This is a genomic window from Nocardiopsis tropica (assembly GCF_042660575.1).
Taxonomy (GTDB): Bacteria; Actinomycetota; Actinomycetes; order Streptosporangiales; family Streptosporangiaceae; genus Nocardiopsis; species Nocardiopsis tropica.
The window spans coordinates 1-25,542 of the sequence record NZ_JBHSUF010000036.1; the positions used below are offsets into that span (position 1 = coordinate 1).

At 72.5% G+C, this 25,542-nt stretch carries 27 protein-coding genes; 18 read left to right on the forward strand and 9 right to left on the reverse strand.

Annotated features, from left to right (window positions below; translation table 11 throughout):
• Nucleotides 1-241: 241 nt before the first annotated feature.
• On the reverse strand, nucleotides 242-577 hold the full coding sequence (locus ACFQBR_RS32915; RefSeq protein WP_344184181.1) for a hypothetical protein: 336 nt from the start codon (nucleotides 575-577) through the stop codon (nucleotides 242-244).
• 209 nt (nucleotides 578-786) lie between these two features.
• Between ACFQBR_RS32915 and ACFQBR_RS32920 the strand changes: the two genes are divergently transcribed.
• The 8 genes from ACFQBR_RS32920 to ACFQBR_RS32955 all read left to right on the forward strand — a co-directional run bounded on the left by ACFQBR_RS32920 (nucleotide 787) and on the right by ACFQBR_RS32955 (nucleotide 9,423).
• Nucleotides 787-1,389, forward strand: a complete 603-nt coding sequence (locus ACFQBR_RS32920) for a TetR/AcrR family transcriptional regulator (RefSeq protein ID WP_344184179.1) — start codon at nucleotides 787-789, stop codon at nucleotides 1,387-1,389.
• Nucleotides 1,386-2,246: an ABC transporter ATP-binding protein gene (locus tag ACFQBR_RS32925; RefSeq protein WP_344184178.1), complete on the forward strand. Its 861-nt coding sequence runs from the start codon at nucleotides 1,386-1,388 to the stop codon at nucleotides 2,244-2,246. Before ACFQBR_RS32920 ends, ACFQBR_RS32925 begins: the two co-directional genes overlap by 4 nt.
• A 47-nt stretch (nucleotides 2,247-2,293) precedes the next feature.
• Nucleotides 2,294-3,832 carry a fluoroquinolone export ABC transporter permease subunit gene (locus tag ACFQBR_RS32930; RefSeq protein WP_378554961.1) on the forward strand — a complete coding sequence of 513 codons (1,539 nt, stop codon included), beginning with the start codon at nucleotides 2,294-2,296 and terminating at the stop codon, nucleotides 3,830-3,832.
• Nucleotides 3,833-4,070: 238 nt separating this feature from the next.
• Entirely contained in the window at nucleotides 4,071-4,793 is a 723-nt protein-coding gene (locus ACFQBR_RS32935) for a FadR/GntR family transcriptional regulator (RefSeq protein ID WP_344184176.1), read from the forward strand.
• Nucleotides 4,794-4,923: 130 nt separating this feature from the next.
• A complete protein-coding gene (locus ACFQBR_RS32940) occupies nucleotides 4,924-5,820 on the forward strand; it encodes an NAD(P)-dependent oxidoreductase (RefSeq protein WP_267944925.1) in 897 nt (298 codons plus the stop codon).
• 195 nt (nucleotides 5,821-6,015) lie between these two features.
• Nucleotides 6,016-7,455 (forward strand): GntT/GntP/DsdX family permease, encoded by a 1,440-nt coding sequence (locus ACFQBR_RS32945; protein WP_344184175.1) that lies wholly within the window; start codon nucleotides 6,016-6,018, stop codon nucleotides 7,453-7,455.
• A 115-nt stretch (nucleotides 7,456-7,570) separates the two neighbouring features.
• The gene (locus tag ACFQBR_RS32950) at nucleotides 7,571-8,437 is read left to right on the forward strand and encodes a transketolase (protein ID WP_267944923.1); all 867 of its coding nucleotides are present in this window, start codon (nucleotides 7,571-7,573) and stop codon (nucleotides 8,435-8,437) included.
• Nucleotides 8,434-9,423: a transketolase family protein gene (locus tag ACFQBR_RS32955; protein ID WP_344184174.1), complete on the forward strand. Its 990-nt coding sequence runs from the start codon at nucleotides 8,434-8,436 to the stop codon at nucleotides 9,421-9,423. Before ACFQBR_RS32950 ends, ACFQBR_RS32955 begins: the two co-directional genes overlap by 4 nt.
• A gap of 189 nt (nucleotides 9,424-9,612) precedes the next feature.
• On the opposite strand, the gene ACFQBR_RS32960 is transcribed toward ACFQBR_RS32955, so the two are convergent.
• Nucleotides 9,613-11,214, reverse strand: coding sequence for an alpha/beta hydrolase (locus ACFQBR_RS32960; protein WP_344184173.1), 1,602 nt, complete (start codon nucleotides 11,212-11,214; stop codon nucleotides 9,613-9,615).
• 305 nt (nucleotides 11,215-11,519) lie between these two features.
• Between ACFQBR_RS32960 and ACFQBR_RS32965 the strand changes: the two genes are divergently transcribed.
• The 4 genes from ACFQBR_RS32965 to ACFQBR_RS32980 all read left to right on the forward strand — a co-directional run bounded on the left by ACFQBR_RS32965 (nucleotide 11,520) and on the right by ACFQBR_RS32980 (nucleotide 14,754).
• Nucleotides 11,520-12,053 carry a dihydrofolate reductase family protein gene (locus tag ACFQBR_RS32965; RefSeq protein WP_344184172.1) on the forward strand — a complete coding sequence of 178 codons (534 nt, stop codon included), beginning with the start codon at nucleotides 11,520-11,522 and terminating at the stop codon, nucleotides 12,051-12,053.
• Nucleotides 12,054-12,523: 470 nt separating this feature from the next.
• A complete protein-coding gene (locus ACFQBR_RS32970) occupies nucleotides 12,524-13,723 on the forward strand; it encodes a PP2C family protein-serine/threonine phosphatase (protein WP_344184171.1) in 1,200 nt (399 codons plus the stop codon).
• Nucleotides 13,724-14,008: 285 nt separating this feature from the next.
• The gene (locus ACFQBR_RS32975; RefSeq protein ID WP_344184170.1) at nucleotides 14,009-14,506 is read left to right on the forward strand and encodes a DUF2975 domain-containing protein; all 498 of its coding nucleotides are present in this window, start codon (nucleotides 14,009-14,011) and stop codon (nucleotides 14,504-14,506) included.
• A complete protein-coding gene (locus ACFQBR_RS32980; protein WP_344184169.1) occupies nucleotides 14,506-14,754 on the forward strand; it encodes a helix-turn-helix domain-containing protein in 249 nt (82 codons plus the stop codon). The genes ACFQBR_RS32975 and ACFQBR_RS32980 overlap by 1 nt, the downstream gene beginning before the upstream one ends.
• A gap of 81 nt (nucleotides 14,755-14,835) precedes the next feature.
• On the opposite strand, the gene ACFQBR_RS32985 is transcribed toward ACFQBR_RS32980, so the two are convergent.
• Together ACFQBR_RS32985 and ACFQBR_RS32990 are read right to left on the reverse strand one after the other, a co-directional pair.
• Nucleotides 14,836-15,477 carry a GOLPH3/VPS74 family protein gene (locus tag ACFQBR_RS32985; RefSeq protein WP_344184168.1) on the reverse strand — a complete coding sequence of 214 codons (642 nt, stop codon included), beginning with the start codon at nucleotides 15,475-15,477 and terminating at the stop codon, nucleotides 14,836-14,838.
• A gap of 271 nt (nucleotides 15,478-15,748) precedes the next feature.
• Nucleotides 15,749-16,411 carry a LysE family translocator gene (locus tag ACFQBR_RS32990; protein WP_344184167.1) on the reverse strand — a complete coding sequence of 221 codons (663 nt, stop codon included), beginning with the start codon at nucleotides 16,409-16,411 and terminating at the stop codon, nucleotides 15,749-15,751.
• 233 nt (nucleotides 16,412-16,644) lie between these two features.
• Here ACFQBR_RS32990 and ACFQBR_RS32995 point away from each other — a divergent pair, with 233 nt between their 5' ends.
• The gene (locus ACFQBR_RS32995) at nucleotides 16,645-17,052 is read left to right on the forward strand and encodes an MmcQ/YjbR family DNA-binding protein (protein WP_344184166.1); all 408 of its coding nucleotides are present in this window, start codon (nucleotides 16,645-16,647) and stop codon (nucleotides 17,050-17,052) included.
• A 29-nt stretch (nucleotides 17,053-17,081) separates the two neighbouring features.
• Here ACFQBR_RS32995 and ACFQBR_RS33000 read toward each other — a convergent pair whose 3' ends face one another.
• Nucleotides 17,082-17,537 carry a VOC family protein gene (locus ACFQBR_RS33000; protein WP_344184164.1) on the reverse strand — a complete coding sequence of 152 codons (456 nt, stop codon included), beginning with the start codon at nucleotides 17,535-17,537 and terminating at the stop codon, nucleotides 17,082-17,084.
• 92 nt (nucleotides 17,538-17,629) lie between these two features.
• On the opposite strand from ACFQBR_RS33000, the gene ACFQBR_RS33005 reads away from it, so the two are divergent.
• Entirely contained in the window at nucleotides 17,630-18,019 is a 390-nt protein-coding gene (locus ACFQBR_RS33005) for an MmcQ/YjbR family DNA-binding protein (RefSeq protein ID WP_344184163.1), read from the forward strand.
• A 69-nt stretch (nucleotides 18,020-18,088) separates the two neighbouring features.
• Here the strand turns inward: ACFQBR_RS33005 and ACFQBR_RS33010 are convergent, their stop codons facing one another.
• Nucleotides 18,089-18,697 carry a TetR/AcrR family transcriptional regulator gene (locus ACFQBR_RS33010; protein WP_344184162.1) on the reverse strand — a complete coding sequence of 203 codons (609 nt, stop codon included), beginning with the start codon at nucleotides 18,695-18,697 and terminating at the stop codon, nucleotides 18,089-18,091.
• Nucleotides 18,698-18,791: 94 nt separating this feature from the next.
• Between ACFQBR_RS33010 and ACFQBR_RS33015 the strand changes: the two genes are divergently transcribed.
• Entirely contained in the window at nucleotides 18,792-19,835 is a 1,044-nt protein-coding gene (locus ACFQBR_RS33015) for an NAD(P)-dependent alcohol dehydrogenase (RefSeq protein WP_344184161.1), read from the forward strand.
• A gap of 101 nt (nucleotides 19,836-19,936) precedes the next feature.
• On the opposite strand, the gene ACFQBR_RS33020 is transcribed toward ACFQBR_RS33015, so the two are convergent.
• The 3 genes from ACFQBR_RS33020 to ACFQBR_RS33030 form a co-directional block, all read right to left on the reverse strand.
• On the reverse strand, nucleotides 19,937-21,295 hold the full coding sequence (locus tag ACFQBR_RS33020; RefSeq protein WP_378554962.1) for a YcaO-like family protein: 1,359 nt from the start codon (nucleotides 21,293-21,295) through the stop codon (nucleotides 19,937-19,939).
• On the reverse strand, nucleotides 21,285-21,425 hold the full coding sequence (locus ACFQBR_RS33025) for a hypothetical protein (protein ID WP_330162342.1): 141 nt from the start codon (nucleotides 21,423-21,425) through the stop codon (nucleotides 21,285-21,287). Before ACFQBR_RS33025 ends, ACFQBR_RS33020 begins: the two co-directional genes overlap by 11 nt.
• A gap of 379 nt (nucleotides 21,426-21,804) precedes the next feature.
• Nucleotides 21,805-22,713, reverse strand: a complete 909-nt coding sequence (locus ACFQBR_RS33030; RefSeq protein WP_344184159.1) for a LysR family transcriptional regulator — start codon at nucleotides 22,711-22,713, stop codon at nucleotides 21,805-21,807.
• Between the two features lie 277 nt (nucleotides 22,714-22,990).
• On the opposite strand from ACFQBR_RS33030, the gene ACFQBR_RS33035 reads away from it, so the two are divergent.
• From ACFQBR_RS33035 to ACFQBR_RS33045, 3 genes are all read left to right on the forward strand, one after another.
• Entirely contained in the window at nucleotides 22,991-23,623 is a 633-nt protein-coding gene (locus ACFQBR_RS33035) for an NADPH-dependent F420 reductase (RefSeq protein ID WP_344184158.1), read from the forward strand.
• Between the two features lie 52 nt (nucleotides 23,624-23,675).
• Nucleotides 23,676-24,611 (forward strand): SDR family oxidoreductase, encoded by a 936-nt coding sequence (locus ACFQBR_RS33040; RefSeq protein ID WP_344184156.1) that lies wholly within the window; start codon nucleotides 23,676-23,678, stop codon nucleotides 24,609-24,611.
• A gap of 68 nt (nucleotides 24,612-24,679) precedes the next feature.
• A complete protein-coding gene (locus ACFQBR_RS33045) occupies nucleotides 24,680-25,354 on the forward strand; it encodes an NADPH-dependent F420 reductase (protein WP_344184155.1) in 675 nt (224 codons plus the stop codon).
• The last annotated feature ends 188 nt before the right edge of the window (nucleotides 25,355-25,542 follow it).

The window sequence follows — 25,542 nt, forward strand, 5'->3', positions numbered from 1 at the left end:
CGACGGCGCGCAGGAGGGCCCGCCCACCGGGCTCGGCGGGCTCGCCACCCTGCGCGAGCGCGTGGCCGGCGAGGGCGGCGAACTCACGGTGGAGCGCAAGGACGGGCGGTTCCTGACCGCCGCCAGCTTCCCGCACCTGGGCCCCACCCGGTGAGAGACGAGGGGGCGCCGTGAGCTCCCGGGCCTGCGTGCCGCGACCGGCCCCGAGGAGCGCGACCTCCGCCGGCCGGTCGCGACCACCTCATGACGGGGTCGCATCGGGCGGCTGGTGGCCGCTCTCCTCCGGCTCGCCCTGCGGCCCGTAGGGGGTGTTGATCCACGCCCCCAGCAGCAGGGTCGCCCCGACCACGATCAGCGCGATCGCCCACGACCCCACCGGGGCCATGGTCGTCCCGCATAGGCCGGCCCCTATCGCGGGGCGGGACACCTCCTCGTAGGCGAACCAGCCGAAGGAGGCGTTCATGTCGACCAGGGGCCACCAGCCCGCCCCGCACGAGCCGCCGGGAACCAGTCCGAGAGACACGCCCCCGGCGATCAACGCGAAGGCCACCGTGCGGATGGTCTGAACAGGGGACACGGAACTCTCCTCGACGCAGGGGGTTTCCACGTTGGACGCCCCTGTGCGCCCCCTGGTTGCCGCCGCCCCGGGAAGGACACCGCGCACAGCCCGGCGCCACACCGCCTTGCCAGGACGTCGAGACCTGGCCGGGGAGGCCGGTGCCGGCGCCCGCGCCCACGGGTTCGGCGGCAGGTTGCCGTTAGTAAATAACATGTTAGTTTGTCACTATGGGAAAGAGTGCGAACCACGACAGGGGAGTGCGCACACGCGACTCCCTCAGGGCCGCGGCCTACCGGCTGTTCCTGGAACACGGGTACGAGAGGACCACCGTGGCCCGGATCGCGGCCGAGGCGGGGGTCTCGCACATGACGTTCTTCCGGCACTTCCCGACGAAGGAGGACGTGGTCCTGCGGGACGAGTACGACCCTCTGCTGGAACAACTGGTGCGGGACCGCCCCGCCGACGAGCCCCCGATCACCCGCATCCGGAACGCCTTCACGGGCGCCGCCGCCCACGTGCACGAGGCGGAGAGGGACGGCCTGCTGCTGCGCACCCGCCTCATCCTGGACACGCCCGCGCTGCGGCACCGGATGGCCGACAGCATGCGCGCCTCGCAGACCGCCTTCGAGCGGGGACTGCTCTCCCCGGACGACGACGCCGACGACCCGCCCCTGCCCGTCCGTGTCGCCGCCGCGGCCTGCACCGCCGCGCTCGCGACTGCCGTGACCGCGTGGGCGGAGAGCGACGGCACAGCAGACCTCCCCGCCCTCATCGACGAGGCCCTGGGAACCCTGGACAGTGCAGGCGTCCGGCGGGAGGGCAGGCCGTGACCGGCGATGCCGTCCAGGTCACGGACCTGACCGTGCGCTACCGAGGCGCGAGGACGGAAGCTGTCGCCGGGATGGACTTCACCGTGTCCGCCGGCGAGGTGTTCGGGTTCCTCGGCCCCTCGGGCGCGGGCAAGTCCACCGTGCAGAACGTGCTGACCGGCCTGTTGCGCCGCTACCGGGGCAGCGTCCGCGTCCTCGGCCGCCCGCTGGGGGACTGGGGGCGCGACTACCACGAGCGGATCGGCGTGGGCTTCGAACTGCCCGCCGCGTTCGGCCGGATGACGGCACGGGAGAACCTGGCCGCGTTCGCCTCGTTCTACCAGGGGCCGACCGTGGATCCCGGCCGCCTTCTCGACCGGCTCGACCTCTCCGACGCCGCGGACCAGCGGGTCGCCACCCTCTCCAAGGGCATGCGGATGCGTCTGAACCTGGCCCGCGCGCTGATCAACCGCCCCGAGATCCTCTTCCTCGACGAACCCACCTCCGGGCAGGACCCCGTACGCGCCGCACGCATGCGCGACGTCATCCGCGCCGAAGCCGCCCGAGGCGCCGCGGTCTTCCTCACCACCCACGACATGCCCACCGCGGAGGAGCTGTGCGACAGGCTCGCGTTCGTGGTCGGCGGTCGGATCGTCGCGGTGGACACGCCGGCGGCGTTCAAACACCGCCACGGGAGGTCCGGCCTGGTCGCGGAGTACCGCCGGGACGGCCATGCCCGGAGACGCGTGTTCGACGGTTCCGGTGACGATGTGGAGGAGCTGGTGGAACTGCTCCGGGCGGGCGCCCTGGCCACCCTCCACAGTCGCGAAGCCACCCTGGACGAGGTCTTCACCCAGGTCACCAAGGTCCGGCTGTGACCGCCCTGCGGGCGCGGGCGGCGTCGAACCGTCACGGGAACCCCGCGGTGCGCCGCCTTGTGGCCGCGACACGGGCAGAGATCAGGACCGCGTGGCGGTACGGCGTCGTCGGGCTCGCGGGCGGGCTCGCGCTCCTGTGGTCCCTCGCTCTGCTCGCGCTTCCCCCGGCGGGGGCCCGGATGCTGCTCCCGCTGCTCCTCCTCGTGGACACGGCAGGCTTCGGCGCCCTCATCGCGGTGGCCCTGGCGCTGTTCGAGCGCGTCGAGAGGACGGACGCGGCCCGAGGGGTGACGCCGCTCCGCCCGTGGGAGACGGTCGCGGCGCGCGTCACGGTGCTGACCGTCCTGGCTGTGGCGATGGCGGTCCCCATGACCCTGGCCTCCGGCGTCCCGGTCGGCCCCGGCGGGGTCGCGGCGATCGCCGGCGGCGTCGCGATGACGTCGGTGCTCCTGGTGGGGACGTGCCTGGCCCTGGGGAGCGGGGCCGCCACCCTTTCCGCGGCCTTCCTCCGCGTCGTTCCCGGGGTCGTGCTGCTGATCGTGGCGCCGGTCCTGCACCTGTCGGAGGCGGTTCGCGCCCCGGTGCTCTTCCTGGTGCCCAGTACGGCCGCGGCGGAGCTGCTCCGCGTGGGTGCGACGGGCGGGGCGCCCGCGTACCCCTCGACACTGTGGGCGCTGGCGTGGGGCACGGCGGGGGCGGTCGGGGCCTGTGCGTGGGCCGCCCGGGGGATGAACCCGCCGATCGGGGCGCCCCGGGGGCGCCCGGTGTTCCGGCGCGGTCCCGAACCCGGTGCGCGGACCGGTCCCGGCGCCGCCGGGGTGGGCGCCGCGTTTTCCGGACGGGCCCGGAGGCGCTCGCCGCTGCTCTCCTGTGTGCGCTTCGACCTGTCGGCCGGGCGGGGCGACCCCCTCCTCCCCGTCGTCCTGTTCGCACCGGTGCTCCTGGCGCTGCTCATCCGTGTGGGCCACCCGCCGGTGTCGGCCTTCGTGCGCGACTCCTACGGGTTCGACCTCGCGTCGGTCGCGCCGGTGGTGTTCGCCGCGTTGATCCTGTTGCACGTCCCCCTGATCGCGGGGTCGGTCGTCGCCCTCCGGCTCATGGAGGACGTCGACGACCGCACGCTGCTGGTGCTGCGCGCGTCCCCCCTGCCGCTGTACTGGTACGTCGGCTACCGTTCGGGGCTCGCCTGGCTGCTGTCCCTGGTTGGGCTCGCGGCCGCGGTCCCCCTCTCCGGGCTCGCCCCGCCCTGGTCGGCGGGGCTCGCGGTCTCGGTCGCCGTCGCGGCCGCTGCCGCGCCCCTCCTCGTGCTGACCGTCACGTCGACGGCGTCGAACAAGGTGGAGGCGCTGGTCGTCGTCAAGGCCGTCGCCGCGCTGTCGGTGCTCCTGCCCGTCCTCGCCTGGACCCTGCCAGCGCCGGTGGTGTGGGTGCTTCTGGCGGTTCCGCCGGGGTGGGGGCTGTTCGCGCTCCCGGGCCTCCCCGTCCCCGAGCTGCCGCCCGTCGCCGTCCTGCTGGGTGGACTGCTCTGGACCCTGGCCCTGTGCCTCGTCGCCGCCCGCCGCACCGGGGCGAAGCTGGAGCTGTGAGCCAGGGGGCGCCGGTGGCGCCCGTCCGGCCCCGGCGGGCCGGACGGGTCGCATCGGCTCCCTCGACGCCCTCGCCGCACCCCGGGCCGAGCGCGCGGTCGGCGGTCGGGGCGGCGGTCGGCCCCGTCCTGGGAACCCAGGGGCAACACGGACGAAATATTGGCCTGACCAATCCCTTGACCTCCTCGATCGCCTCCTTGTAGCCTCAGTCACATTGGTCAGGCCAATGGAAGGTGTCATGGACAGCAACTTCGACGCGCTCGTCGACGCCCTCGCCGAGGAGGCGCGGGTCCTGGGTCCGGAGTCACGGATCATGACCGAGCGCGCGCTCGCCGAGCGCCTCGGGAACAGCCGCGCCACCGTGCGGGAGAACCTGGGGAGCCTGGAGGTGCTCGGCATGGTCCGGCGCACCCAGGGGGCGGGGACCTACGTCACCAAGCCCGACGCCTCGTTCGTGCGGCTGCTCTTCGACCTGATGTCGAAGTTCGGCCACGTCGACCACGCCAGCGTCGAACGGGCCCGGGAGATGATGGAGATCTCCGTGGTCCAGGAGGCGGCGGACCGGGCCGACCACCACGACGTCGCCGCCCTGCGCGGACACATCGACGACATGGTCCGCGCGACCGCCGCGGGGGACGCCCAGGCCGGGCACGAGGCAGACTACGCCTTCCACAAACGGCTGTTCACCATCGCGGACAACCCGGTCATCGAACTCTTCGTGGACGGCATCAGCCTCGCCCTCCAGGACGTCCTGGCCAAGAAGCGGGCCCGGGCGCTGAGCGTCGAGGCAGCAGCGCTGCCGGAGGGCTCCGACGAGCCCCGCAGGACCGACACCATCCACACGCCCATCGTCGACGCGATCGAAGCGCACGACCGCAGCGCCGCCGCGGCCGCCATGGTCGAGCACTTCAGCCTGTGGCGCCGGATCACCGAGAGCTCCGACATGACGGACGAGCACTAGACCCACCAGACCCACCGCAATCCCACCCACCGGGACCCCGCGTACCCGGACCCCGATCCGTGCCCCGCCGGGGGCGGTCCCGAGCTCCGGGACCGCGCGATCCCCACCCCGAGGGGGAGAAGGAAGACACATGAACGCGACACAGGCTCCACAGCCATGCCCGAAATCGACTGTCATGTTCGTCGGTATCGGCGCCATCGGCCTCCCCATGGCCGAGCGGATCGCCCGCGCGGGCCACACCGTGCTCGGGGTGGACCCCTCGCCCCGCCGGCGTGAGGCCGCCGCCGAACTCGGCGTACCCGCCCGGGCCGACCTCACCGGGATCGAGGAGGCCGACACCGTCCTCGTCATGGTCGCCACCCCCGAACAGCTGCACCAGGCGGTGTCCGCACCCGGCGCCGCGCTCGACTCCATGCGCCCCGGAGCCGTGCTCGCGGTGATGAGCACCGTCGGCCCGGGCCCGGTCCGCGAGGCCGCGCGCAGGGCCCAGGAGGTCGGGGTCCGGCTGGTGGACGTGCCGGTGACCGGCGGCGTGGCCGGCGCCAGACGCGGCGCCCTGACCCTCTTCGCCTCCGGCGACCCGGCCGCGCTCGCCGACTGCTCCGACGTCCTCTCCGCCATGGGCACCGTGCGCGACTGCGGCGCCGAGGTGGGCAGGGGACAGTCCTACAAGGTGGTCAACCAGCTCCTGTGCTCGGTGCACATCGTGGCCGCCGCCGAGGCGCTCGCGCTGGCCGAGAAGCTGGACCTGGACCCCGCGGAGGTCCTGGAGGCCGTGGGCGGCGGAGCGGGAGCATCCTGGATGCTGGGGGACCGCGGACCGCGCATGCTCCCGGAGGCCGCCGAGGAGGTCACCAGCACCATCGGGATCTTCGTCAAGGACTCCACTCTCGTCACCGACACCGCCGACGCCGTCGGCTTCTCCGCGCCCCTGGCCCGCGCCGCGCGTGCCGCCTACGAGCAGGCCGCCGCCACCGGGCTCCTCGACCGGGACGACTCCCAGGTCATCCAGGTCTACCGCGACTGACACCGCGCGTCGCCCACGACGCACCGCGCACGCGAGCCGGACCGCCGCCGCGTCGCGCCCCTGCCGCACCACGGCTCCGAGACCCGGGGAAGCCGGTCGGCGGAACCACCAAGCCCGTAGGGGTCACTCGTCATGCCCGCAAACACCCGGCCGTGAACGTGCGGGCCCCACCGATACACGAGAGGGGATCCACCTATGGATGCTCTTGTGCTGATACTGATCGCTCTCGGGTCGATCGCCCTCCTGCTCCTGCTCATCATCCGATTCCACGTGCCGGCCTTCGTCGCCCTGATCCTGGTCGGCGTCGGAACCGCCCTGGCCACCGGCATGCCCTTCGCCGAGATCATCCCCACCATCGTCGAGGGCCTGGGCGGAACGCTCGGCAACGTCGCCCTCCTGGTCGGACTGGGGGCGATGCTGGGGGCGATCATCGAGCACTCCGGGGGCGCGGACGCGCTGTCCCGGCGCTTCGCCCGGATCCTGGGTCCCGCGCGGGTGGGGGCCGCCCTGCTGATCGCCTCGGCGGCGATCGCGACGCCCATCTTCTTCGACGTCGCCTTCATCATCCTGGTACCGATCATCTACGCCTTCTCGCGGGCGGCCAGGCTGCCCTCGCCCATGGCCATCGGCCTGCCGATCGCCGGCCTGATGCTCTTCATCCACGTGGTGGTGCCCCCTCACCCGGGGATCGTCGGCAGCTCGGCGATCATGGAGGCCGACATGGGCCTGGTCACGCTCCTGGGCTGTGCGCTGGTGGTGCCGGTGGGCTTCGTGGCCCACTACACGGCCCGGCTGCTGAACCGGCGCGTCTACACGGTGCTCCCGGAGACGCTCGCCCGGTACTCGGAGGGTTCGGCCGAGGCCCCCGGCGACGGGACCGGTGGCTCCGAACCCTCCGGGACCCGGCCCGCCGACCAGGGCGGCGGCCCGGTGAAGGCCCCGGCCAGGACGGAACCGCAGGCGCCCCCGGGCACGGGCAGCGTGCTGACGGTCATCCTCGTCCCGATCGCCATGATCGGGCTCCAGACCGTCGGCAGCGTCTTCCTCGCCGAGGGTTCGGCCGCCCTGGGCCTGCTGACGATGCTCGGCGCCCCGCCGTTCGCCCTGCTCACCGGCTGCCTGCTGGCGGTGTACCTGCTGGGGGTGCGGCGCGGGTGGTCGATGCGCTCCGTGGGCCGGGTCATGGAGGGGGCCCTGGCCCCGGCGGCCATCGTCGTCTTCGTCACGGGGGCGGGCGGGGCCTTCGCCAAGGTCCTCAGCGAGAGCGGTATCGGTGAGGCCCTCTCCGGCGGCCTGCTCGGACTGGGCATCCCCCTGCTGCTCCTGGCGTTCGTCCTGGCCGCACTGCTCAGAGCCGCCCAGGGCTCGGCGACGGTGTCGGCCATCACCACGGCCGGGCTGCTGGCGAGCACGGTCTCCGAGGGCGGTTACAGCTCCGTGGAGATCGCCCTGATCAACCTGGCCATCGGCTGCGGGGCGATCTGCCTCTCCCACGTGAACGACTCGGGGTTCTGGATCGTCTCGCGCTACCTCGGGCTGCAGGTCGCGGACGCGCTGCGCACGTGGACCGTGCTGGTCACGGTACTGGGCACGACCGGTTTCGGCCTGGTCTGCCTCGTCTGGGCGCTGGCGTGAGGACTCACCGCGGACCCGTCCCGCGACGCGACGAACCGCCCGGAAGAACCGCCGAACAGGCCACCGGGCCGCCCCCCGCAACCACCACCCGAACCACCCAACCAGGAGGACTGAGATGAACCAGACCGCCACGGCGCCCGGAAGCGGTGTCGACACCGCCCGGACCGACCGGGTGAGGGCCGCCGCGTACCGGATCAGGCTGAACGCCCTGACCCAGGGGGAGGTACAGGGGCAGGGCTACATCGGCCAGGCCCTCGGGATCGCCGACGTCCTCGCCGCCCTCTACGCCGACCAGCTCGACCTCCGTCCCGAGGACCCCGAGTGGGAGGGGCGCGACCGCTTCCTCCTCTCCATCGGCCACTACGCGATCGCCCTGTACGCGGCCCTGGCCGAGGCGGGCGTGATCCCCGTCGAGGAACTGGACACCTACGCCACCGACGACTCGCGCCTGCCCATGTCGGGCATGTCCACCTATACGCCCGGCATGGAGGTCTCCGGCGGCTCCCTGGGCCACGGGCTCGGCGTCGCCGTGGGGATCGCCCTGGGACTGCGCCGCAAGGACAACCCGGCGCACGTGTACAACCTGCTCTCCGACGGTGAGCTCAGCGAGGGTTCCACCTGGGAGGCCGTGCAGGCCTGCGCCCACCACGGCCTGGACAACGTCATCGCGATCGTGGACATGAACCGCCAGGTCGCCGACGGCCCGGCGCAGGAGGTCATGGGCACCGAGCCCGCCGACGACAAGTTCAGGGTCAACGGCTGGCACGTCCTGCGGGTCGACGGCAACGACGTCGCCGCGCTGCTCGCGGCACTGGACGAGCTCAAGGCCCACCGCGGCCGGCCCAAGGCCCTGATCTGCGACACCACCATGGGCAAGGGCGTGCCGATGCTGGAGTCCAGGGAGAAGCTGCACTTCATGCGGGTGGCCCCGGACGAGTGGCAGACGGCCCGCGAACAGCTCAAGGAAGGGAACGACGCATGAGCGCCACCACCGCCAAGCGGCTCACCTCGGACGCGATGATCGCCTCGATCGCCGACGACGGCGCGCGCACCGCCCAGGCCCCGCTGGGGCACGCGCTGCTCGCCGCGGCGCGGGAGGACCCCCGCATCGTGGGCCTGTCCGCGGACCTGGCCAAGTACACCGACATGCACGTGTTCCGCGACGCCATGCCCGACCGCTTCTACCAGATGGGCATGGCCGAGCAGGTCATGATGGGCGCCGCGGCCGGCCTGGCCCAGGAGGGGTTCGTGCCCTTCGCGTCGACCTACTCGGTCTTCGCCACCCGCCGCGCCTACGACTTCCTGTGCCTGGACATCGCCGAACCGCGCCTGAACGTCAACATCGTCGCGGCCCTGCCCGGGCTGACGACCGGTTACGGCCCCAGCCACCAGGCCACGGAGGACGTCGCCCTGCTCCGCGGGATCCCGGGGATGACCGTCGTCGACCCCTGCGACTCCGTCGACATCGCCCAGGCCGTCCCCCAGCTCGTCGCGCACGAGGGGCCCACCTACACCCGCATCCTGCGCGGCGCGGTGCCCACGGTGCTCGACGAGTACGACTACGAGTTCCGCCTCGGCAAGGCCGCACTGCTCCGCGGCGGCTCGGACGTCCTGTTCATCTCCTCGGGGCTGATGACCGAGCGCGCCCTGCGCGTGGCCGCCGCGCTGGAGAAGGACCGCATCGGCGCCGCTGTCCTGCACACGCCGACCATCAAGCCGCTGGACGTGGACACCGTCCTGGCCGAGGTCGCGGCCGACCGGAAGGTCTTCGTGCTGGAGAACCACTCCGTGGTGGGGGGCCTCTTCGAGTCGGTCGCCTCCGCGCTGGTCCAGCGGGGCGTGACCCGGCAGGTGACGCCCATCGGCCTGCCGGACGAGTTCCTCGACGCGGGCGCGCTGCCCACGCTCCACGACCGCTACGGGGTCTCGGTCGGACGCATCGGCGAACGCGTGCGGGCCGCGCTGTGACCGCGGGTTCCGGAGCGTGCCGCACGGCGCGCCCCGGAACCCCGGGCCCGGGCGGGCCGGAAGGTCCGCTCCTTCCGCCCCGCTCACACCGCGGCTGATCCGCGGGGCGGACGGCGCAGGAGCGCCGGGGGCGGATCGGACTCGACCCGCTCCCGGCCGCTCAGGGGCGACGGTGCCCCTCGTGCCCGCTCAGGCGGTGTCGCGGAGCCGGTCGAGGGTTTCGGTCCGCAGCCGCTCCGCCCCGCTGCCGGGTCCCGGACCGGCGTTCGCGGACGCCCCGCAGGAGACGTCCCGCTCCGGGAACTCGCCGTCGACGAGGAAGCCCGTGGTGACGTTCCAGGCGCAGGCGTTGTCACCGTAGAGGTAGACCCCGTGCCCGTTGCCGTCGACGCTCACCAGCCGCGACCGCTGCCCGAACTTGTCGTCCAGCCTCACGCCGCCGGCGTACGGGGTGGCCGCGTCGCGCAGGTTCTGCACGATCAGGACGTTGGCCGGGCCCTCCCCGGTGATCTCCACCGGGGCCTCGGCCGGCTCGTGGTGCCAGTAGGCGCACGGCATGACGTTGGCGCCGGCCGCGCCGTACATCGGGTACCGCTCCCGATCCTCGGCGACGCTGCTCCGGTACGTGTCGAGGTCCTCCGGCCACTCGGAGTCGTTGCAGGTCACCGCGAGAAACGCCGACCAGGCGTTGTCCGCTGCCACGGGCTCGGCCGTCTCCTCACCGCCACCGGCAGGGGCGTCCAGGTAGCGCCGGACCGCGGTCCCGTCGCGGTCGTCCAGGGACTGCCACAGTTGCGCCGTCAGGGCGTAGTTCTCCTCGCCGTACAGTCCGGCGAAGGAGTAGAACCGGAAGGAGGGGCCGTCGACGCCCGCCACCGGCTCTTCGTCGAGGCGTTCCGCGATCTCGAAGTAGGTCTCCCGCACCTGCGCAGGAGAGCTCCCCAGGCCGTAGCTGCCGTCGCGCCGCGCCAGCCAGGCGGCGAAGTCGGGGAAGGCCTCCTCGAAGCCCGGGCCGAACTGGCGCAGACCGTCGTAGCCGAGGAAGGTGTCGCCGATGTTGCTGTCGAGCACGATCCGGTCGGTGCGCTCGGGGAACATCGAGGCGTAGGCGGAGCCCAGCGCCGTCCCGTAGGACACCCCGAAGAAGCTGGTCCTCTCCTCGCCCAGCGCCGCTCTGATCCGGTCCATGTCGCGGGCCGTGTTGGCCGTCGACATGTGGGGCAGCAGCCCCTCGGTGTCGTTGGCCGCGCACTGGTCGGCGACCTGCTCGGCGGTCACAGCATGGTCGGTGACGGCCGCGTCGTCGACGGCGTACGGCGGGATGTTGCCGTAGTACGCCTGGTCGGCGGTGAAACCGCAGCTCACCGGGGAGGAGTGTCCGACCCCGCGGGGGTCCATGCCGATCAGGTCATAGGTGTCCAGGAGGCTGGTGGGCGCCCCGAGGGCGGCCAGGTCGGCCGGCATCGACAGACCGGAGCCGCCCGGGCCGCCCGGGTTGAGCAGCAGGATGCCGCGACGCCCGTCCGGGGCCCCGCCGGCCAGGCGGGAGACCATGATGTCGATCCCGGCGCCCTCGGGGTCGCCGTAATCCACCGGTACCGGCACGGTCCCGCACTCCAGCGGGTACGGCCCGGTCGGGACGTCGGCGGGGCACGCGCCCCACTCCACCTCCGGCACCGGCCTCCCGTCGCGATCGTCGGCCGCGGCGGGCGCCGCCGCGACCAGCGAACCGGCGAGGAGGACCACCGCCGTCAGCGGCGCACTCCGGCCCGTGCTCCATTTTCGTTCCACGTGTGCAGCCTCCTGGGTAGCGGATTCCCGCCTCCCGGCAGCCCGTCGCCCCCGCTGTGAGGGGCGGCCGTCGCCGCCGGGAAGCACCCCCTCAGACTGCTGTCACCCCGCCGCGCCCACCAGTGACGCGGCGTCATCGGTTCACCCCCTCAAACGTCATGGGCGCCCCCGTGGCACCGGTCGACCGGTACCGGGGAGCGGCGGGGCCGACGAAGGGGCCGGGCCGAGAGCCAGCTCCGGGGCACGGCCCGAACAGCGCAAGATCGGTCAGGCCGCCGCCCCGGGGGCGCCGCTACGGTTCGGGCATGACCACATTTCACGCCTTCCTCGGCTGCAGCCTCGACGGGTACATCGCGGGGCCCGACGGTGAGCTGGACTGGCTGACCGTCTTCGACAACACCGGCTACGAGGAGTTCTTCGCCACCGTCGACGCCCTGGCGATGGGGCGCGCGAGTTACGACACCATGCGGGAGTTCGCAGGGGACCACTACCGGGGCACACCGATCCATGTGCTCTCCACGACGCTGCCCGCCGGACCGCGACCGGACCTGGGAAGTTCGCCGGTGACCGTCCATCCGGACCTCCCCGCGCTGCGGACGGCCCTTGCCGAGGCCGGGGTCAAGCGCGCCTACGCCGACGGGGGCCGCACCGTCCAGGCGTTCCTGGCCGAGGGTCTCCTCTCGGACCTCACCGTGACCCGCGTTCCGGTGCTCCTAGGGAAGGGCATCCCCCTCTTCGGACCCGACCCCGGCCCCCTGCGCCCGCACCTGGTCTCCTCGTTCGCGACGGACCAGGGGGCGGTCCAGTCCTTCTACCGCTTCTCGGCGGACGGGAGCTGACCGAGCGTGTACCGGCAGCCGTCCACGGGGATCCCGGCGGTCGGCGCCTCTGACGCCCACTGCTCGGCAGACGGCGGGGCCCCTCCGTCTACTTCCCGGCCCCGTCGGACGAGGCGGACTCCGTGACGCTGCGCGCCGCCGACTTCGGAACCTTCGAGGTGCCCGTGGAGCAGGGGAGGGGCCGCCGACCCCGCCCCCCCGGCGCCGGGGGGGCGGCGCGCATCGCACGAACGCGGCACCGCTCCGGGGGGGGAGGGCCGGCCGGGGACCTCTCCGCCCGCACCTGCCTCGCCCGCACCTGCTTCCCGTTCCCCCGGCCGCCGCCCAGGGGCCGTCCTCGCTCCTGGCGGCCTTCGGAAGCGGCAGTCATCGCAGGTCGAGCCCTGTTGCCCGAGGTGTAGCCGGTGCGGGCGGGGGAAGGTGGTACGCACGGTCGGTGTGGGGCGTGTGCGAAAACGCTGGGGGCGACGATGGCTGGTGACCGGACCGGGCTGGCGGAGATACTCGCCGAGGCCGAGGAAGCCGCGCCGATGGAGTCCCTCAACGTGGTGGCGCGCAATCTGCGCGACCGGTTCGACGCGCACGCGGTCTCGTTCCTGTTCGCCGACATGGTCGGCCGGCAGGTGGTGCGGGTCGGCGAGGAGACCGTCACGCGGGCGGACCGCCACCCCGAGGAGATTCCGCTGGCCGGCAGCGTCTACGACCAGGTGCTGCGCAACCAGGAACTGGTGCAGGGCCACGGGGGAGGGCACGGACAGCGGGTGCTCGCTCCGGTGACCAACCGCGGCGACGTCATCGGCATCCTGGAGCTGACCCTGCCCCACGTCACGGGGGAGGTCCTGGACGAGGTCCGCGGGGCCGCGCACGCGCTGGCGTACATCATCGTCACCGACCGCCGTTTCACCGACCTCTACCACTGGGGCAGGCGCACCACCCCGATCAGCCTGGCCAGCGAGATCCAACGCCACCTCCTGCCCAGCGCGTCCTCCTGCGAAGCCGCCCAGTTCGTCCTCGCCACGGCCCTGGTGCCCGCCGACTCCGTCGCCGGGGACACCTACGACTACTCCCTGGACCGCAACACCCTGAACCTGTCCATCACCGACGCCATGGGCCACGACGTCAACGCCGCCCTCATGGCCACCCTGCTGGTCAACGCCTCCCGCAGCGCCCGCCGAGCCGGCGCCGACCTGGCCGATCAGGCGTATCAGGCCCACCGGGCCCTCCTGGACCACGGAGACCACTCGTTCGCCACCGGCCAGCTGGTGCGCATCGCCCTGGACGGCACCGGCGCGCAGATCGTCAACGCCGGACACCCCTGGCCGCTGCTCCTGCGCGACGGCACGGTGAACGAGGTCGGCCTGGACGTCGACCTGCCCTTCGGTATGCACGTACCGGTCGCCTATCACGTGCAGCACCTCGACCTGCGCCCCGGTGACCGCCTCGTCTTCCACACCGACGGCATGCAGGACCGCCGGGCGGCATCCGTCGACCTGCCCCGGCTGATCGGTGACACCGCCGACGACCACCCCCGTGAGGTCGTACGGACCCTGACCGCCGCGGTCACCGACGCCTCCGAAAGGCGCCCGGAGGACGACGCCACCGTCGTGTGCCTGGACTGGCGCGGCTCCCACCACGAGGACCGCCGTACCCGGGCCGGAGCCGACAGGTGAGCACCGGGCGGCGCCGCCGCCCCCGCGATCCGGGGCAGGGCCCCCGTGGACGTGGGTCCCGGAGCGGTCCCGGTGCGGTCTCCGCGCCCCGGGATGCTTCTGTCACCGCTCTGTGAACGCGGCGCGAGCGCGTTAGAGGGGCAGGCCGACCGACTCCGAGAGGGCCGGGTCCCTGGGGCGCCGGCGGGGGAGTCGGGGGACGAGGGCTCAGGGACATGGGCACTCCATTGCCGCTGCTATCGTTTTTCGATAGATTCTTATTGAGAAACGATCCAGGGAGATGCGATGGGGAAGTTGACGGTGCTGGCGCTGCGCGTCGTGCTCGTGATGTTGCTCGGAGGGTCGGTGTTCGTGCAGGCGGTCATGGTGCCGCTGCTGGCCGCGGACCTGCGCGAGGCCGGCGCCGACCCGCTGCTCGTGCGCGCCCCCGTGATCGCGATCGTGTTCCTGGGCATCGTGGCGGTCCAGGCCGTCCTGGTCTGTGTGTGGCTCCTGGTGACGAAGGTGCGGCGCGGGACCGTGTTCTCCAACACCGCCTTCCGGTACGTCGACGTGATGATCGGCGCGATCGTGGCGGCCGCCCTCCTGGTGTTCGGGCTCGGGTTCGTCATGGCCCCGGGTGAGGCCGTGCCGCCGGGCGTGGTCCTGCTGGTGGGCGGGGTGGGCACGGCGCTCCTGGGGGGCGCGCTCATCGTGGTCGTGCTGAGGACGCTGCTGGCCCAGGCGATCGAGAGCAAGGCCGAGGCGTCCCGGCTGCGGGGCGAGCTCGACGAGGTGATCTGATGCCGATCGTCGTCGACATCGACGTGATGCTGGCCAAGCGCAAGATGTCCGTCGGGGAACTCGCGGACCGCGTCGGGATCACGCCCGCCAACCTGGCGGTGCTCAAGAACGGCCGCGCCAAGGCGGTGCGCTTCACGACCCTGTCCGCCCTGTGCACGGTGCTCGACTGCCAGCCGGGGGACCTGCTGCGCTGGGAGCCCGAGCCGGCCGAGGACCACGAGCCCGCCGCCGCGCAGCCGGGGCGGTGAACAGCGGGGCGGACGAGGCCGACCGGCAAGGGGCGACGGGCGGGCCGGGGCCGGTCACCACGCGTCGCCCTCCGCGCCGACCTAGGCGGTCCCCGCCCGCCGGTTCACGACGGCAGCCAGGATCGCGGTGCGCATCCCGGGCACCTCGAGGCCGAAGCGCTCGTGGACCGCCTTGAACCCGGCCCTGTACTCGTGCCGCTCCTGCGGGGTGAACACCGTCCAGACATCGCCGTCGGCCGCGATCGCGGCCAGGGCCACGTCCTCGGCGGGGGCGGTCGCCACGGTGTGCTCGGTGCGGACCGCCTCGTGCACGCGCTCGTGCAGCCGGCGGACCTCTCCGGGGTGTTCGAGGGTGACGTCGAGGGTCGGGAAGAGCCCCAGTACCCGGCCGCGGTCGACCGTGATCGACCCGTTCGCGACGAGCTGCTCGCGCACGGCCCTCTCGGCCTTCCACTCACGGTCCGGGACGGCGTTGATCCAGTGGCCCGGTTCGTGCGGCGACAGGCCGTCCAGCACCTCGGCCAGGAACGGGTCCTCCGGAGTGCGGGCGGTGTCGCGCTCGGCCCTGCCGTCCCGGGCACGGAGCAGGCCGCCGAGGATCAGCTCGGTCAGCGCGGCGGCGCGCAGCAGGTGGCCGCGGTAGGCGGTGCTGACGGGGTCGAACCGGTTCTTGTCGGTGTCGTAGCTGAGCAGGTAGAGCCGTTGCGGCAGTGTCGGTTCCATCGTCTTCTCCTCGGCGTCCGTCCCGCCCGGGGCGCCCGGCCGGCCGGGCGCGGAACCGTCTCTTCCCGGCGCCGGAGCTCCCGAACCCCGTGCCGGCGTGTCCGCGACCCCGCCCCGGGGGTCCGGACCAGTATTCGTCCTGCTCCGCCGCGACACCAGTGACACGGTGTCATGTCCTCACCGGTACAGGCATCACGGCCCGGACGCGGTGCGGCTGTCGGACGGCGGCTGCGGGCCCGGGGGCGCCGACGCCGCATGCGGCTCCCCGGGTCTACCGGCGTGACAGGTCCGCCAGCGCCAGCCCTCCGCCGAACGCGATCAATGCTCCCCCGGACGCCTGGTCCAGGCGGCGCAGCGTCACCGGCCGCACGCGGCGCCCCGCCAGCACGCGCCCCGCGGTCGCCCAGACCAGGGCGGTGGCCGCCTCGCAGACGATGTAGAGCCCGCCCAGCGCGACCAGCTGCACTCCGGCCGCGACGCCGGACCCGGAAGATACGAACGGCGGTAGGAACGCCGTGAACAGCAGGAGAGCCTTGGGGTTGGCGGCGGCGGTGACGAACTCCTGCCCCGCCAGCTTCCACGGCGCCGTATCACGGGCGCCCCCGTCCTCCCGGTCGGGCGCGGACCCGTTCGGCGCGGAGGCGGCGCGCGCCGACCACACCACCCACGCCCCCAGTCCGACCATGACGGCCGCCCCGGCGACGCGGAGGATCTCGAAGGCCGTCCGGGAGGCGTGCAGGAGCGCCCCCAGGCCGGTGATCACCGCACCGAGCATGAGGGCGAACGCGGCGAAGCGTCCGAGGAGTGCGACGGCGGCCGGACACAGGCCCTGCCGCAGCCCGTTGCGGAAGGCGAGCAGGTTGTTGGCCCCGGGCGAGGCGGCCACCGCCAACGCCGCGGGTACGAAGACGGCCAGCTGCGCCGAAGAGAGCATGACCCCAACCTAAGCGGCGACCGGTCCCCGTCCGGGGTAGCGTTCCACACGCGTCGGTTCTCCGGCAGGGCAGGGGCCAGCTCCCGGCGGCCGGGCCGGCGCCGGAGTCCGTAGCGCGTCCACGCAGTTCGACGACCTGTGTGGGCCGGTCGGGTCGGGTAGGAGAGGCACAGGGCGACGGCACGCGGGTGCCGGGCGCCCGTGGCCGCAGCACGCGAGGACGGAGAGTGGCGATGGACGGCGAAACCTTGCAGGACACGGCCCAGGAACACGCCGAGACCCTGGTGGGTGCCGGGTTGGAGCACCCGTTCGGACCCGACTGGGAGGTCTTCAAGGTCCGGGGCAAGGTGTTCATGCTGATGACCGAGGTCCCCGGCAAACCGGTCGTGATCCTCAAGTCCGACCCCGGTGAGGCCGAAGCCCTGCGTGAGTCCCACGCCGACATCACCCCGGGCTACCACATGAACAAGAGGCACTGGATCACGCTCGCCCCCGGCGACTCGATCGACAAGGACCTGGTCAGGGAGCTGGTGACCGAGTCCTACCGGCTCGTGGTGGACAACCTGCCCCGGTCCCGCCGACCCGTCGGGTCGCCGTCGGGAAAGCCGGCCACGCGCCCGGACGTTCGCGCGGCGGGCTGACCACCGGGCCGCGCCCGGCCGAACGGTTCCTAGACGACGTCGAATTCGTTGCCTTCGGGGTCCTGCATCAGGACCGCGTAGTGCCCCATGTCCGGCTCGTCCGTGATCCGGAGCACGCCGGCGCCGGCCTCGACCAGTCTTTCCACCGTGGCGGTGACCCGCTGCGTGCGCACCGCCAACGGGACGTCGCGACCGCCGCCGACCTTCAGGTCGAGGTGTATCCGGTTCTTGGCGGCCTTGGGTTCCGGAACCCGCTGGAACCACACCCGGGGCCCTTGCCCTGCGGGATCGACGATCGACTCCGGGACGTCGCCCGCGCCCGCGGGCAACTCCTCCTCGGGCACCCCCATCGCTGCCCAGTACTCCCGCCACGTGGCATGGCCGCCCGGTGGGGGTTCGGGTATGTATCCCAGAGCCTCGCTCCAGAACGCCACCAGTGTCCGCGGGTCCGAACAGTCGATCGTCAGTTGCAGCGTCATCTCCATGACCGGAGCCTGGCGGACACGTCCGACATTCGTGCCGGACCGGTCCCGCGGACGGCAGGGGCGCACTTTCGCAACAGACCTGAGGAGTGGCCATGGCCATCACCGGAGAGCAGCTCCAACAGACCGCGCGCAGCACGGCCCGGGACCTGCCCGGGACCGACCACGGGCGGCCCTTCGTCGACAAGCTGGACGTGTACAAGGTGGCGGGCAAGGTCTTCCTGATCGTCACCGACGACCCCGACGAGCGCATCATCACCGTCAAGGTCGAGCCCGACCACGGCCGCTCCCTGCGGCGCCGGTACCCCTCGATCACCCCGGGCCGTTACCTCGACAAGACGCACTGGACCTCTGTGGGCGCCGGCGAGGAGATCACCGCGCACATGGTCCGGGACCTCGTGGACCACTCCTACGAACTCGTCCTGGACTCCGTGCCCCGGGCCCGCCGCCCCCGGACGGGAGGGGACGGCCATGGGAAGGGGTGAGGCGGGCGCGTAGGCGCGCTGTGTCGCCTCAGCAGGGGCACGGGAGCGCCACCCGGGCGCACCCTCGGCTCACGGCGCGGCGGACGCTGCCGGTTCCGGGGCGACGGCGCGGCGGACGCAGTCCCGCAACAGGTCGCGCCGCTGTCCGTGCACCTCCTGCGGCTCCGTCGCTGTGGCGGCGTAGACGTTGCTCACCGGCGACCAGGCCATGGACATGGCGATGACCACGGCCATCACGTCGAAGGGGTCGCCCTGTCTGATGCGCCCGGCGGCCTGAGCCTCGGCGATGGCGCCGAGCTTGTGGTCGTCGTAGCGCTCGTGCTCCGCGACGAGGTGCCCGCTCGGGCGCCGCTCCAGGCGGGCCCAAGTGGCGAGGCGGATGAGGTCGGGGCGGGCCAGGTACTCGTCGTAGAGGCGCACCGCCCAGTCGGCCAGGTCCCCGGCGTCGATGGGGGCGACATCGATGATGCGCTCCAGCGAGGCGAAGAAGATCGCGTCGAAGAGCTGTTCCTTGTTGCCGAAGTAGCCGTAGAGCTGGGCCTTGTTGGTCCGCGCGGCGGCGATGATCCGCTCGATGCGGGCTCCGGCGATGCCGTAGCGGGCGAATTCCTGGGTGGCGGCGTCGACGATCCGCCGGTGCGTGGCGGCCCCGCGCGCGCTCGATGGCTGTTCGGGCATGGCCACCACGTTAGCAGACAGACCAGTCTGTTTGCTTATCTGGCTCCGACGGCCTAGGTTCCAAATAGACCGAACAGTCTGTCTTTGGAGAGATATGCGCACCACCATCGGATGGCAGGCGGACCCCGCGACCCGCGCCCTGCTCCGCACCCACCTCCGGCGCCGGGACCTGCGTCCGGACGACGTCGCGGTGCGCGTGGACTACTGCGGCGTCTGTTTCAGCGACCTACACGCCCTGCGCGCCCACAAGAGCGACACCGACGGGGCACTGGTGCCGGGGCACGAGTTCACGGGCACGGTGAGCGAGGTCGGCAGCGAGGTCACCGGCTTCGCCCCGGGCGACCCCGTGGCCGTCGGCAACATCGTCGACTCGTGCGGCACGTGCCCCATGTGCCGGGCCGGCCAGGAGAACTTCTGCCACGACTTCCCGACCCTGACCTACGGCGGAACCGACCGCCGTGACGGGGCGACCACCCTGGGCGGCTACTCCCGCGAATACGTGGTCCGCGACACGTTCGTCCACCACCTGCCCGCCGGTCTGGACGCGGCCGGAGCGGCCCCTCTGCTCTGCGCCGGCGTCACCGTCTGGGAGCCCCTGCGGGCCCTCGGCGTGGGCCCGGGCAGCACGGTCGCCGTTGTCGGGCTGGGCGGCCTGGGGCACCTCGCCGTCAAGCTGGCCGCCGCACTCGGCGCCACGACCACCGTCATCAGCCGCACACCGGACAAGGCCGACGAGGCGTACGGCCTCGGCGCGGACGGATTCGTCGTCTCCACCGACGCCGCGCAGATGGAAGCCGTCCGGGACCGGTTCGACGTGGTCGTCGACACCGTCTCAGCCCCCCACGACCTGACCCCCTACCTGCGCACCGTCGCCATGGACGGCACCCTCAGCCACCTCGGGCACCTCGGCCCGGTCACCGTGGAGACCACCGACCTGCTCATCGGCCGCAAGAGGCTCAGCTCCGCGGGCAGCGGCGGCCGCCCCTCCACCGCCGCACTACTGAGCTTCTGCGCCGAGCACGGCATCACCGCCGACATCGAACTGCTGCCGTCGTCGCAGGTGAACACGGCCCTGGAACGCCTGGAACGCAACGACGTCCGCTACCGCTTCGTGCTCGACATGTCCGACCTGGACTGAGCGGGGGCGCCGGCCTCGACCGACGGGAGGACGCGGCGCCGCCCGCACCGGCCGACACCTGGGCGGGGGTGCGTCCCGGTGTTCCCCGACCCCGAACCGGTCTACCCCGGGAACCCGACGCCGTCGCTCATGGTCGGACCGCTCAGCTGAGCGCGCGCCCGCGGACCGGGAACGACCGGGGCGCCGCCGGTGACCGCGAAGAAGCGTTCCAGACCGGGAACCACCACGCTCACCACGCACACACCGGTGGCGGCGGTGTGCACCTCGGCGGCGTAGGGCGTGTGGCCGCGCGCGGCCACGGCCGCCACCAGCCCGCGCAGGTGGCCGCCGGGGGTGGCCGGTGCGGCGGTGTCGTGAAAGTCCACCGGGCGGGCGGCGCCCAGGTGCCGACCGACGTCGGCCCGGCCCGCCGCCAGCAGGGCCGGGTAGGGCCGCAGCCCGCGCAGATCGGGCGTGACGGCCTCTTCACCGTCGTGGTCGGCCACCGCGGCGCACTGGACGAGTTCGCTGAGGGCGCGGCGCAGCGCCAGGCGGGCGGACAGCGACGCACCCTGCCCCTGCACCGGGGTGCCCCCGCCGGACAGGCCGTGCGCGCTGAACGCGGGAACCCCGAGGTCGGTGGTCATGTCCAGCACGTGGACGGGGCCGCGCACCCTGCGCCGGGCCAAACCGTGCCATCGGGCGAGATCGCCGGGCAGGGACTCCGGCCGCACGACGCGGGCCGCGCGCCCGCCGGGACCGAGGAAGAGCCCGGCCAGCAGCAGCGAGTAGGCGTCGCGCTCCACGACCTCGGCCAGGGCGTGGACCAGGGCCTCGGTACGGGAGGAGCCGATGGCGCTCCCGCTGTTGGTGCTGTAGCGGGCTGCGGGGGCGTAGTCGTGGGTGTCGCCCAGGGCGTCGCGGAGCGGAGCGGCCTCCGCACCCGGATAGGAGGGGCAGGTGAGGAACACCGGAACGTCGACGGCGGGAGAGCGGCCATCGAGCGCGGTGTGGGTACGGCAGGCCAGCGGGGCGTCGGCGTCCGGGTCCAGGGCGAGGACGGCGGGGTCGGCCCCCCAGACGCCCACGAGGAGGTCGCGGACGGTGCGCAGGACGACGCGGTCGGGTCGCAGCGCGCTCGCGTGGGTGAGGGCGTGCTCCAGCGCCTCGAAGACCGCGCCCACCCGGGCGGCGTCGTCGTCTCCCTTGCCCGTGCCGAGCCCGGCGGTGACGGGGGTCCGGTCGGCATGAGCGAGCCGGCAGCGCCACGCGCCGCCGAGGTCGGTCAGGCGCGGCCGGTAGTCCAGGTGCCGGGCGGTGCGGCCGGCGCGGTGCCACGCCTCGGTGAGGTCGAACTCGCGTTCGCCGCCGTGGGCGGGCGGGCCCTGCGGGCCGGGGGTGTGCGGGGCGGCGAGGTCGTCCGCGGGGTTCGAGCGGTCCGTGACGGGCCGCTCGAACCCCCGGTGGACGTCAGCGCTCACCGCTGCCCGTGGTGTCCTGCTGCTGCTTCTGCTCGATCTCGTGGAGCCACTGCTGTTCGCGCGGCGTGAGTTCGCCGTATTCGGCCTCGTCGGTGTCGACGTAACCCCAGTGCGCCCCGAAGAAACCCATGGCAATCCTCCTATTACGCAGTGTGATGTCCGGCGCGGGACGTATACCCGGGGGAGTACCGCGACAACCGCGCGCCGGGAATCAGGCCACCTGGTTCTCCCGCCACTCCCCGCCTGGAGACGCGCACCGCGCCCGTCCCTGAGCGGACGCACCGATCGAGACGTGGGTCGCGGCTTTCGGTCCGGCCCAAGAGGCGCTGGAGAAGCTCGTCCCGGTGTTGCCTCGGAAATCATCGGCAGAGCACGAACTTGGGCAGGGTCCCCGTGCCGGTTCGTCCAGGACTCCACGCCCGGCTCCGGGCCAGGACTGTTCGCGAACCTCCACCGAACGCGCCTCGCGCGTGGTCGAAAAACGGGCGCCTGATTCGCTTCCTCCGAGATCACCTCATCGGAACGGCGCTTTTCCCCAGCTGCCACATTTCATAGTGCCCACACTCTGCCGTGATCTCGGCCGCCTCCTGAGCCGCGGCGAAGAAGTCGTCGACCAACGGCGAGGTGTGCGATGCCGCCACCGCGAGGCACACCTGGTCGGACGCCAGATCCGGGACGGGCACGTAGCTGATGTTCGGATGGGAGTAGAACACGGTCGCCGAACGGGCCATGAACGAGATGCCCCGGCCGGCCGCGACATGCTCGAGCGTCTCGTCCACCCCGCGCACCAGGTACCCGGCGTTGGGGTGCGGCCGCCTGGTGGGCTGCGTGCTCGTGTCCCCATGCCAGACCAGCGGCTCGCCGGCCAGCTCGTCCTCGGTGATCTGCTCCCGGCCGGCCAGTCTGTGGCCGGCGGGCAGCACCGCCACCCGCGGCTCGGTGTACAGCGGGGCGACGCGCAGCCCGGTCTCGGCCATGGGCAGCCGCACATAGCCGACGTCGATACGGCCGTCGAGCAGCATCGGGGCCTGGTCGTCCCCTTCGATCCGCTGCACGTCCACCAGGACGTCCGGGTGCCGGGCGGCGAACAGCCGTACCGCGGGGGCGACCGCGATGCCCGCCCGGAAGCCGACCATCAGCCGCTGGACGGCCCGCGCTGCCACGGTCACCCGGCGGCGGACCGCGTGCGCGGAGGCCAGCAGCGGGCCGGCGTCGGTCAGAAGCTGCCTGCCGGCGTCGGTCAGCGCCACGCCGTGGCTGTCCCTTGTCAGCAGCGGGGTGCCGAGGTCCTGTTCCAGCGCGCGGATCTGCCGGCTGAGCACGGGCTGCGCGATGTGCAGCTCATCGGCGGCGCGGCCGAAGTGCAGCCTGTCCGCGACGGCGACGAAGTAGCGCAACTTGCGCAGGTCCAGATCCATGGAGCCTCCCGGCCGACGATACCTCCAGGGTATCGCAACAGCTGAAAGAGGTCTTGGACACCCGCTCACACCAATGGCATCCTGAATATGTGCCCGGGTCCGGAGTGAATTCGATGTAAGAGTCCGACATCGGGCTCGACGGCAGGATTCAGGGCCAGAACGGGTGCATCATGAAATGAGCCAGGCCCATCGCGTTGTTCGGAAGCGTCGGCGAAGCAATCGTTGACAACGACGGTGAGAATGGTGTCCTATTCAGCTCGAGAAAGCAGAAACGCCAATGGGCAGCATCAGTATCATCGGCCTGGGGAACATGGCCGTCGCCCTGGCCGGCCGGGCGCTCGCCGGCGGCAACGACGTCGAGATCATCGGCCGCGACCCGGCCAAGGCCGAGCAACTGGCCACCGCGCTCGGCGGCGCCACTGCCGGGACGGCCGGCGCCGCCCCGACCGGGGACATCGTTGTCCTCGCCGTGCCGTACGCCAGTGCGGCGGCGGTGGTCGGCGAGCACGGGGACGCACTGAGCGGCAAGGTCGTCATCGACATCACCAACCCCCTCACCCCCGATCTCACGGGTCTTGCCACCCCCGACGGCAGTTCCGGCGCACAGGAGATCGCCAAGGCCGCCCCTGACGGCGCGCATGTCGTCAAGGCGTTCAACACCCTTTTCTCCCATGTTCTGGCCGCCGACCCGGTCGAGGGCCGCCCCTTGGACGTATTCATCGCCGGGGACGACCCACAGGCAAAGGCACGCGTGTCGGCGTTCATCGAGAGCATGGGAATGCGCCCGATGGACACCGGCCGACTGTCAATGGCGCGGGCACTGGAGAACGCCGGCCTGCTGGAGCTGGGCCTCGTCGCCCACTCCGTCAGGCACACAAACTTCTCCCTCGGCGTCAGCATTCTCAACTGAGCGCACCCGTACCACCATTTCTCGCGCCACATCATTCACAAGGAGCATTAGCGTGCGCGTTTTCGTCACTGGCGGGACCGGCCATTCCGGTTCGTACATCATCCCCGAGCTCATCGCCGCCGGACACGAGGTCACCGGCCTGGCCCGGTCGGACACGGCTGCGGCGGCGGTGTCCGCGCTCGGCGCGAAGGTGCGTCGCGGCGACCTCGAGGATCTCGACGGGCTCAAGGAGGCGGCCGCGGATTCCGACGGCGTCATCCACGTCGCGCACAGGCAGGACCTGCTTCCGTCCGGCGGGATCGACGCCGTGGCCGCCGCGGAGCTCCCGATCATGCTCGCGTACGGTGAGGCACTCGCGGGAACGGGGAAGCCGCTGGTCGCGGCGGGGAGCATCGGCTCGGCCGGGAACCTGGGCCGACCGGTCACCGAGGAGGACCCGGCCCTTCCCGGCGGCGATGGGTACAAGGGGACCCTGCGGGTTCGCAACGACGTGGAAACCGCCGTGGTCGGCCTCGCCGAGCGGGGAGTGCGGTCTTCGGTCGTGCGGATCGCCAACATCGCGCACAGTACGACCGATCGGGCCGGCTTCCTCGTGCAGCTGATCGCGCTCGCGAAGGAGAAGGGCTTCGTCGGTTACCCCGGCGACGGCGCGAACCTGTGGAACGCCGTGCACGTCCGCGATGCCGCCTCCTTGTTCCGCTTGGCGTTGGAGAAAGGGCAGGCCGGCAGATATTGGCATGCGGTCGGGGAGGGGGCCATTCCGCTCCGCGAGATCGCCGAGGCCATCGGCAGCCGTCTGGGCCTGCCCGTCGTGAGCGTTCCCGCGGACGTACTGATGGTGCCGGGGTACTTCGGCTTCCTCGCGCACATGGTCACGCAGAACTATCCGGCGTCCAATCTCATCACCCGCCGGGCCCTGGGCTGGGAACCCGCCCACCCCGGCCTGCTCGCCGATGTGGACAACGGCCATTACTTCCCCGCCACCTGACGGCACGGACCCGCATCGCGACGAGTCCGGCCGATGACAAGGGTACGGCTCTTCTGGAGGGACGGAATATGACGACTGTGGGATTCATCGGAAGCGGAAACATCGGCGGTGCCATCGCGCGGCTCGCCGTCGAGGCCGGGCACCAGGTCGTGCTCAGCAACTCGCGCGGTCTCGCAACGCTCGCGGACACGGTCGCGGAACTGGGGCCGCGGGCATCCGCGGAGACGAGCCGGAAGGCCGCGGCGGCCGGTGACATCGTCGTGGTCGCGGTGCCGGTCAGCGCCTTTCCCAGCCTGCCCGCCGCGACACTGGCCGGAAAGACGGTCATCGACACGTGCAACTACGGCCCCGAGCGTGACGGGCGCATCCCCGAGCTCGACAGCACGTCGCTCACTTCGAGCGAGCTGCTGCTGCGGTACGTCCCGGACGCCGTGCTCGTGAAGGCGTTCAACAACATCTTCTTCGAGCACCTGCTGTCCCTCGCCCGCCCGGCAGGGGCGGCGGACCGCTCGTACCTGCCGGTCGCCGGGGACTCCGCGGCGGCGAAGGAGACGGTGAACGAGTTCATCGGATCCCTCGGGTACGGCGTGGTGGACGCGGGACCGCTGGCCGATGGCTGGCGGCAGGCGACGGGCACGCCGGTGTGGGGGTCCCCGTACGGGCCGTTCTCGGACGAGAAGGGACAACCGGCCGGCGAGGACGCCATCCGCGCGGCACTGGCCACCGCAACGCGGCAACCGTGAGTCGGCGCGGGCCGCGGTCCGGTCCGGTCGTGTCTGATTCCGGGTCTCTGCTCCGGGTGTGCTTCCGGCCCGGACCGGGCTCACCCTCGGTCGGAGCCGGGCACCCGCACGTGCGCGCACCGGCCCGTGTCCGCCTCCACCTGCCACCCGGCGGCGCGCAGCGCCTCCGCGTAGGCGCCGACCTCCGC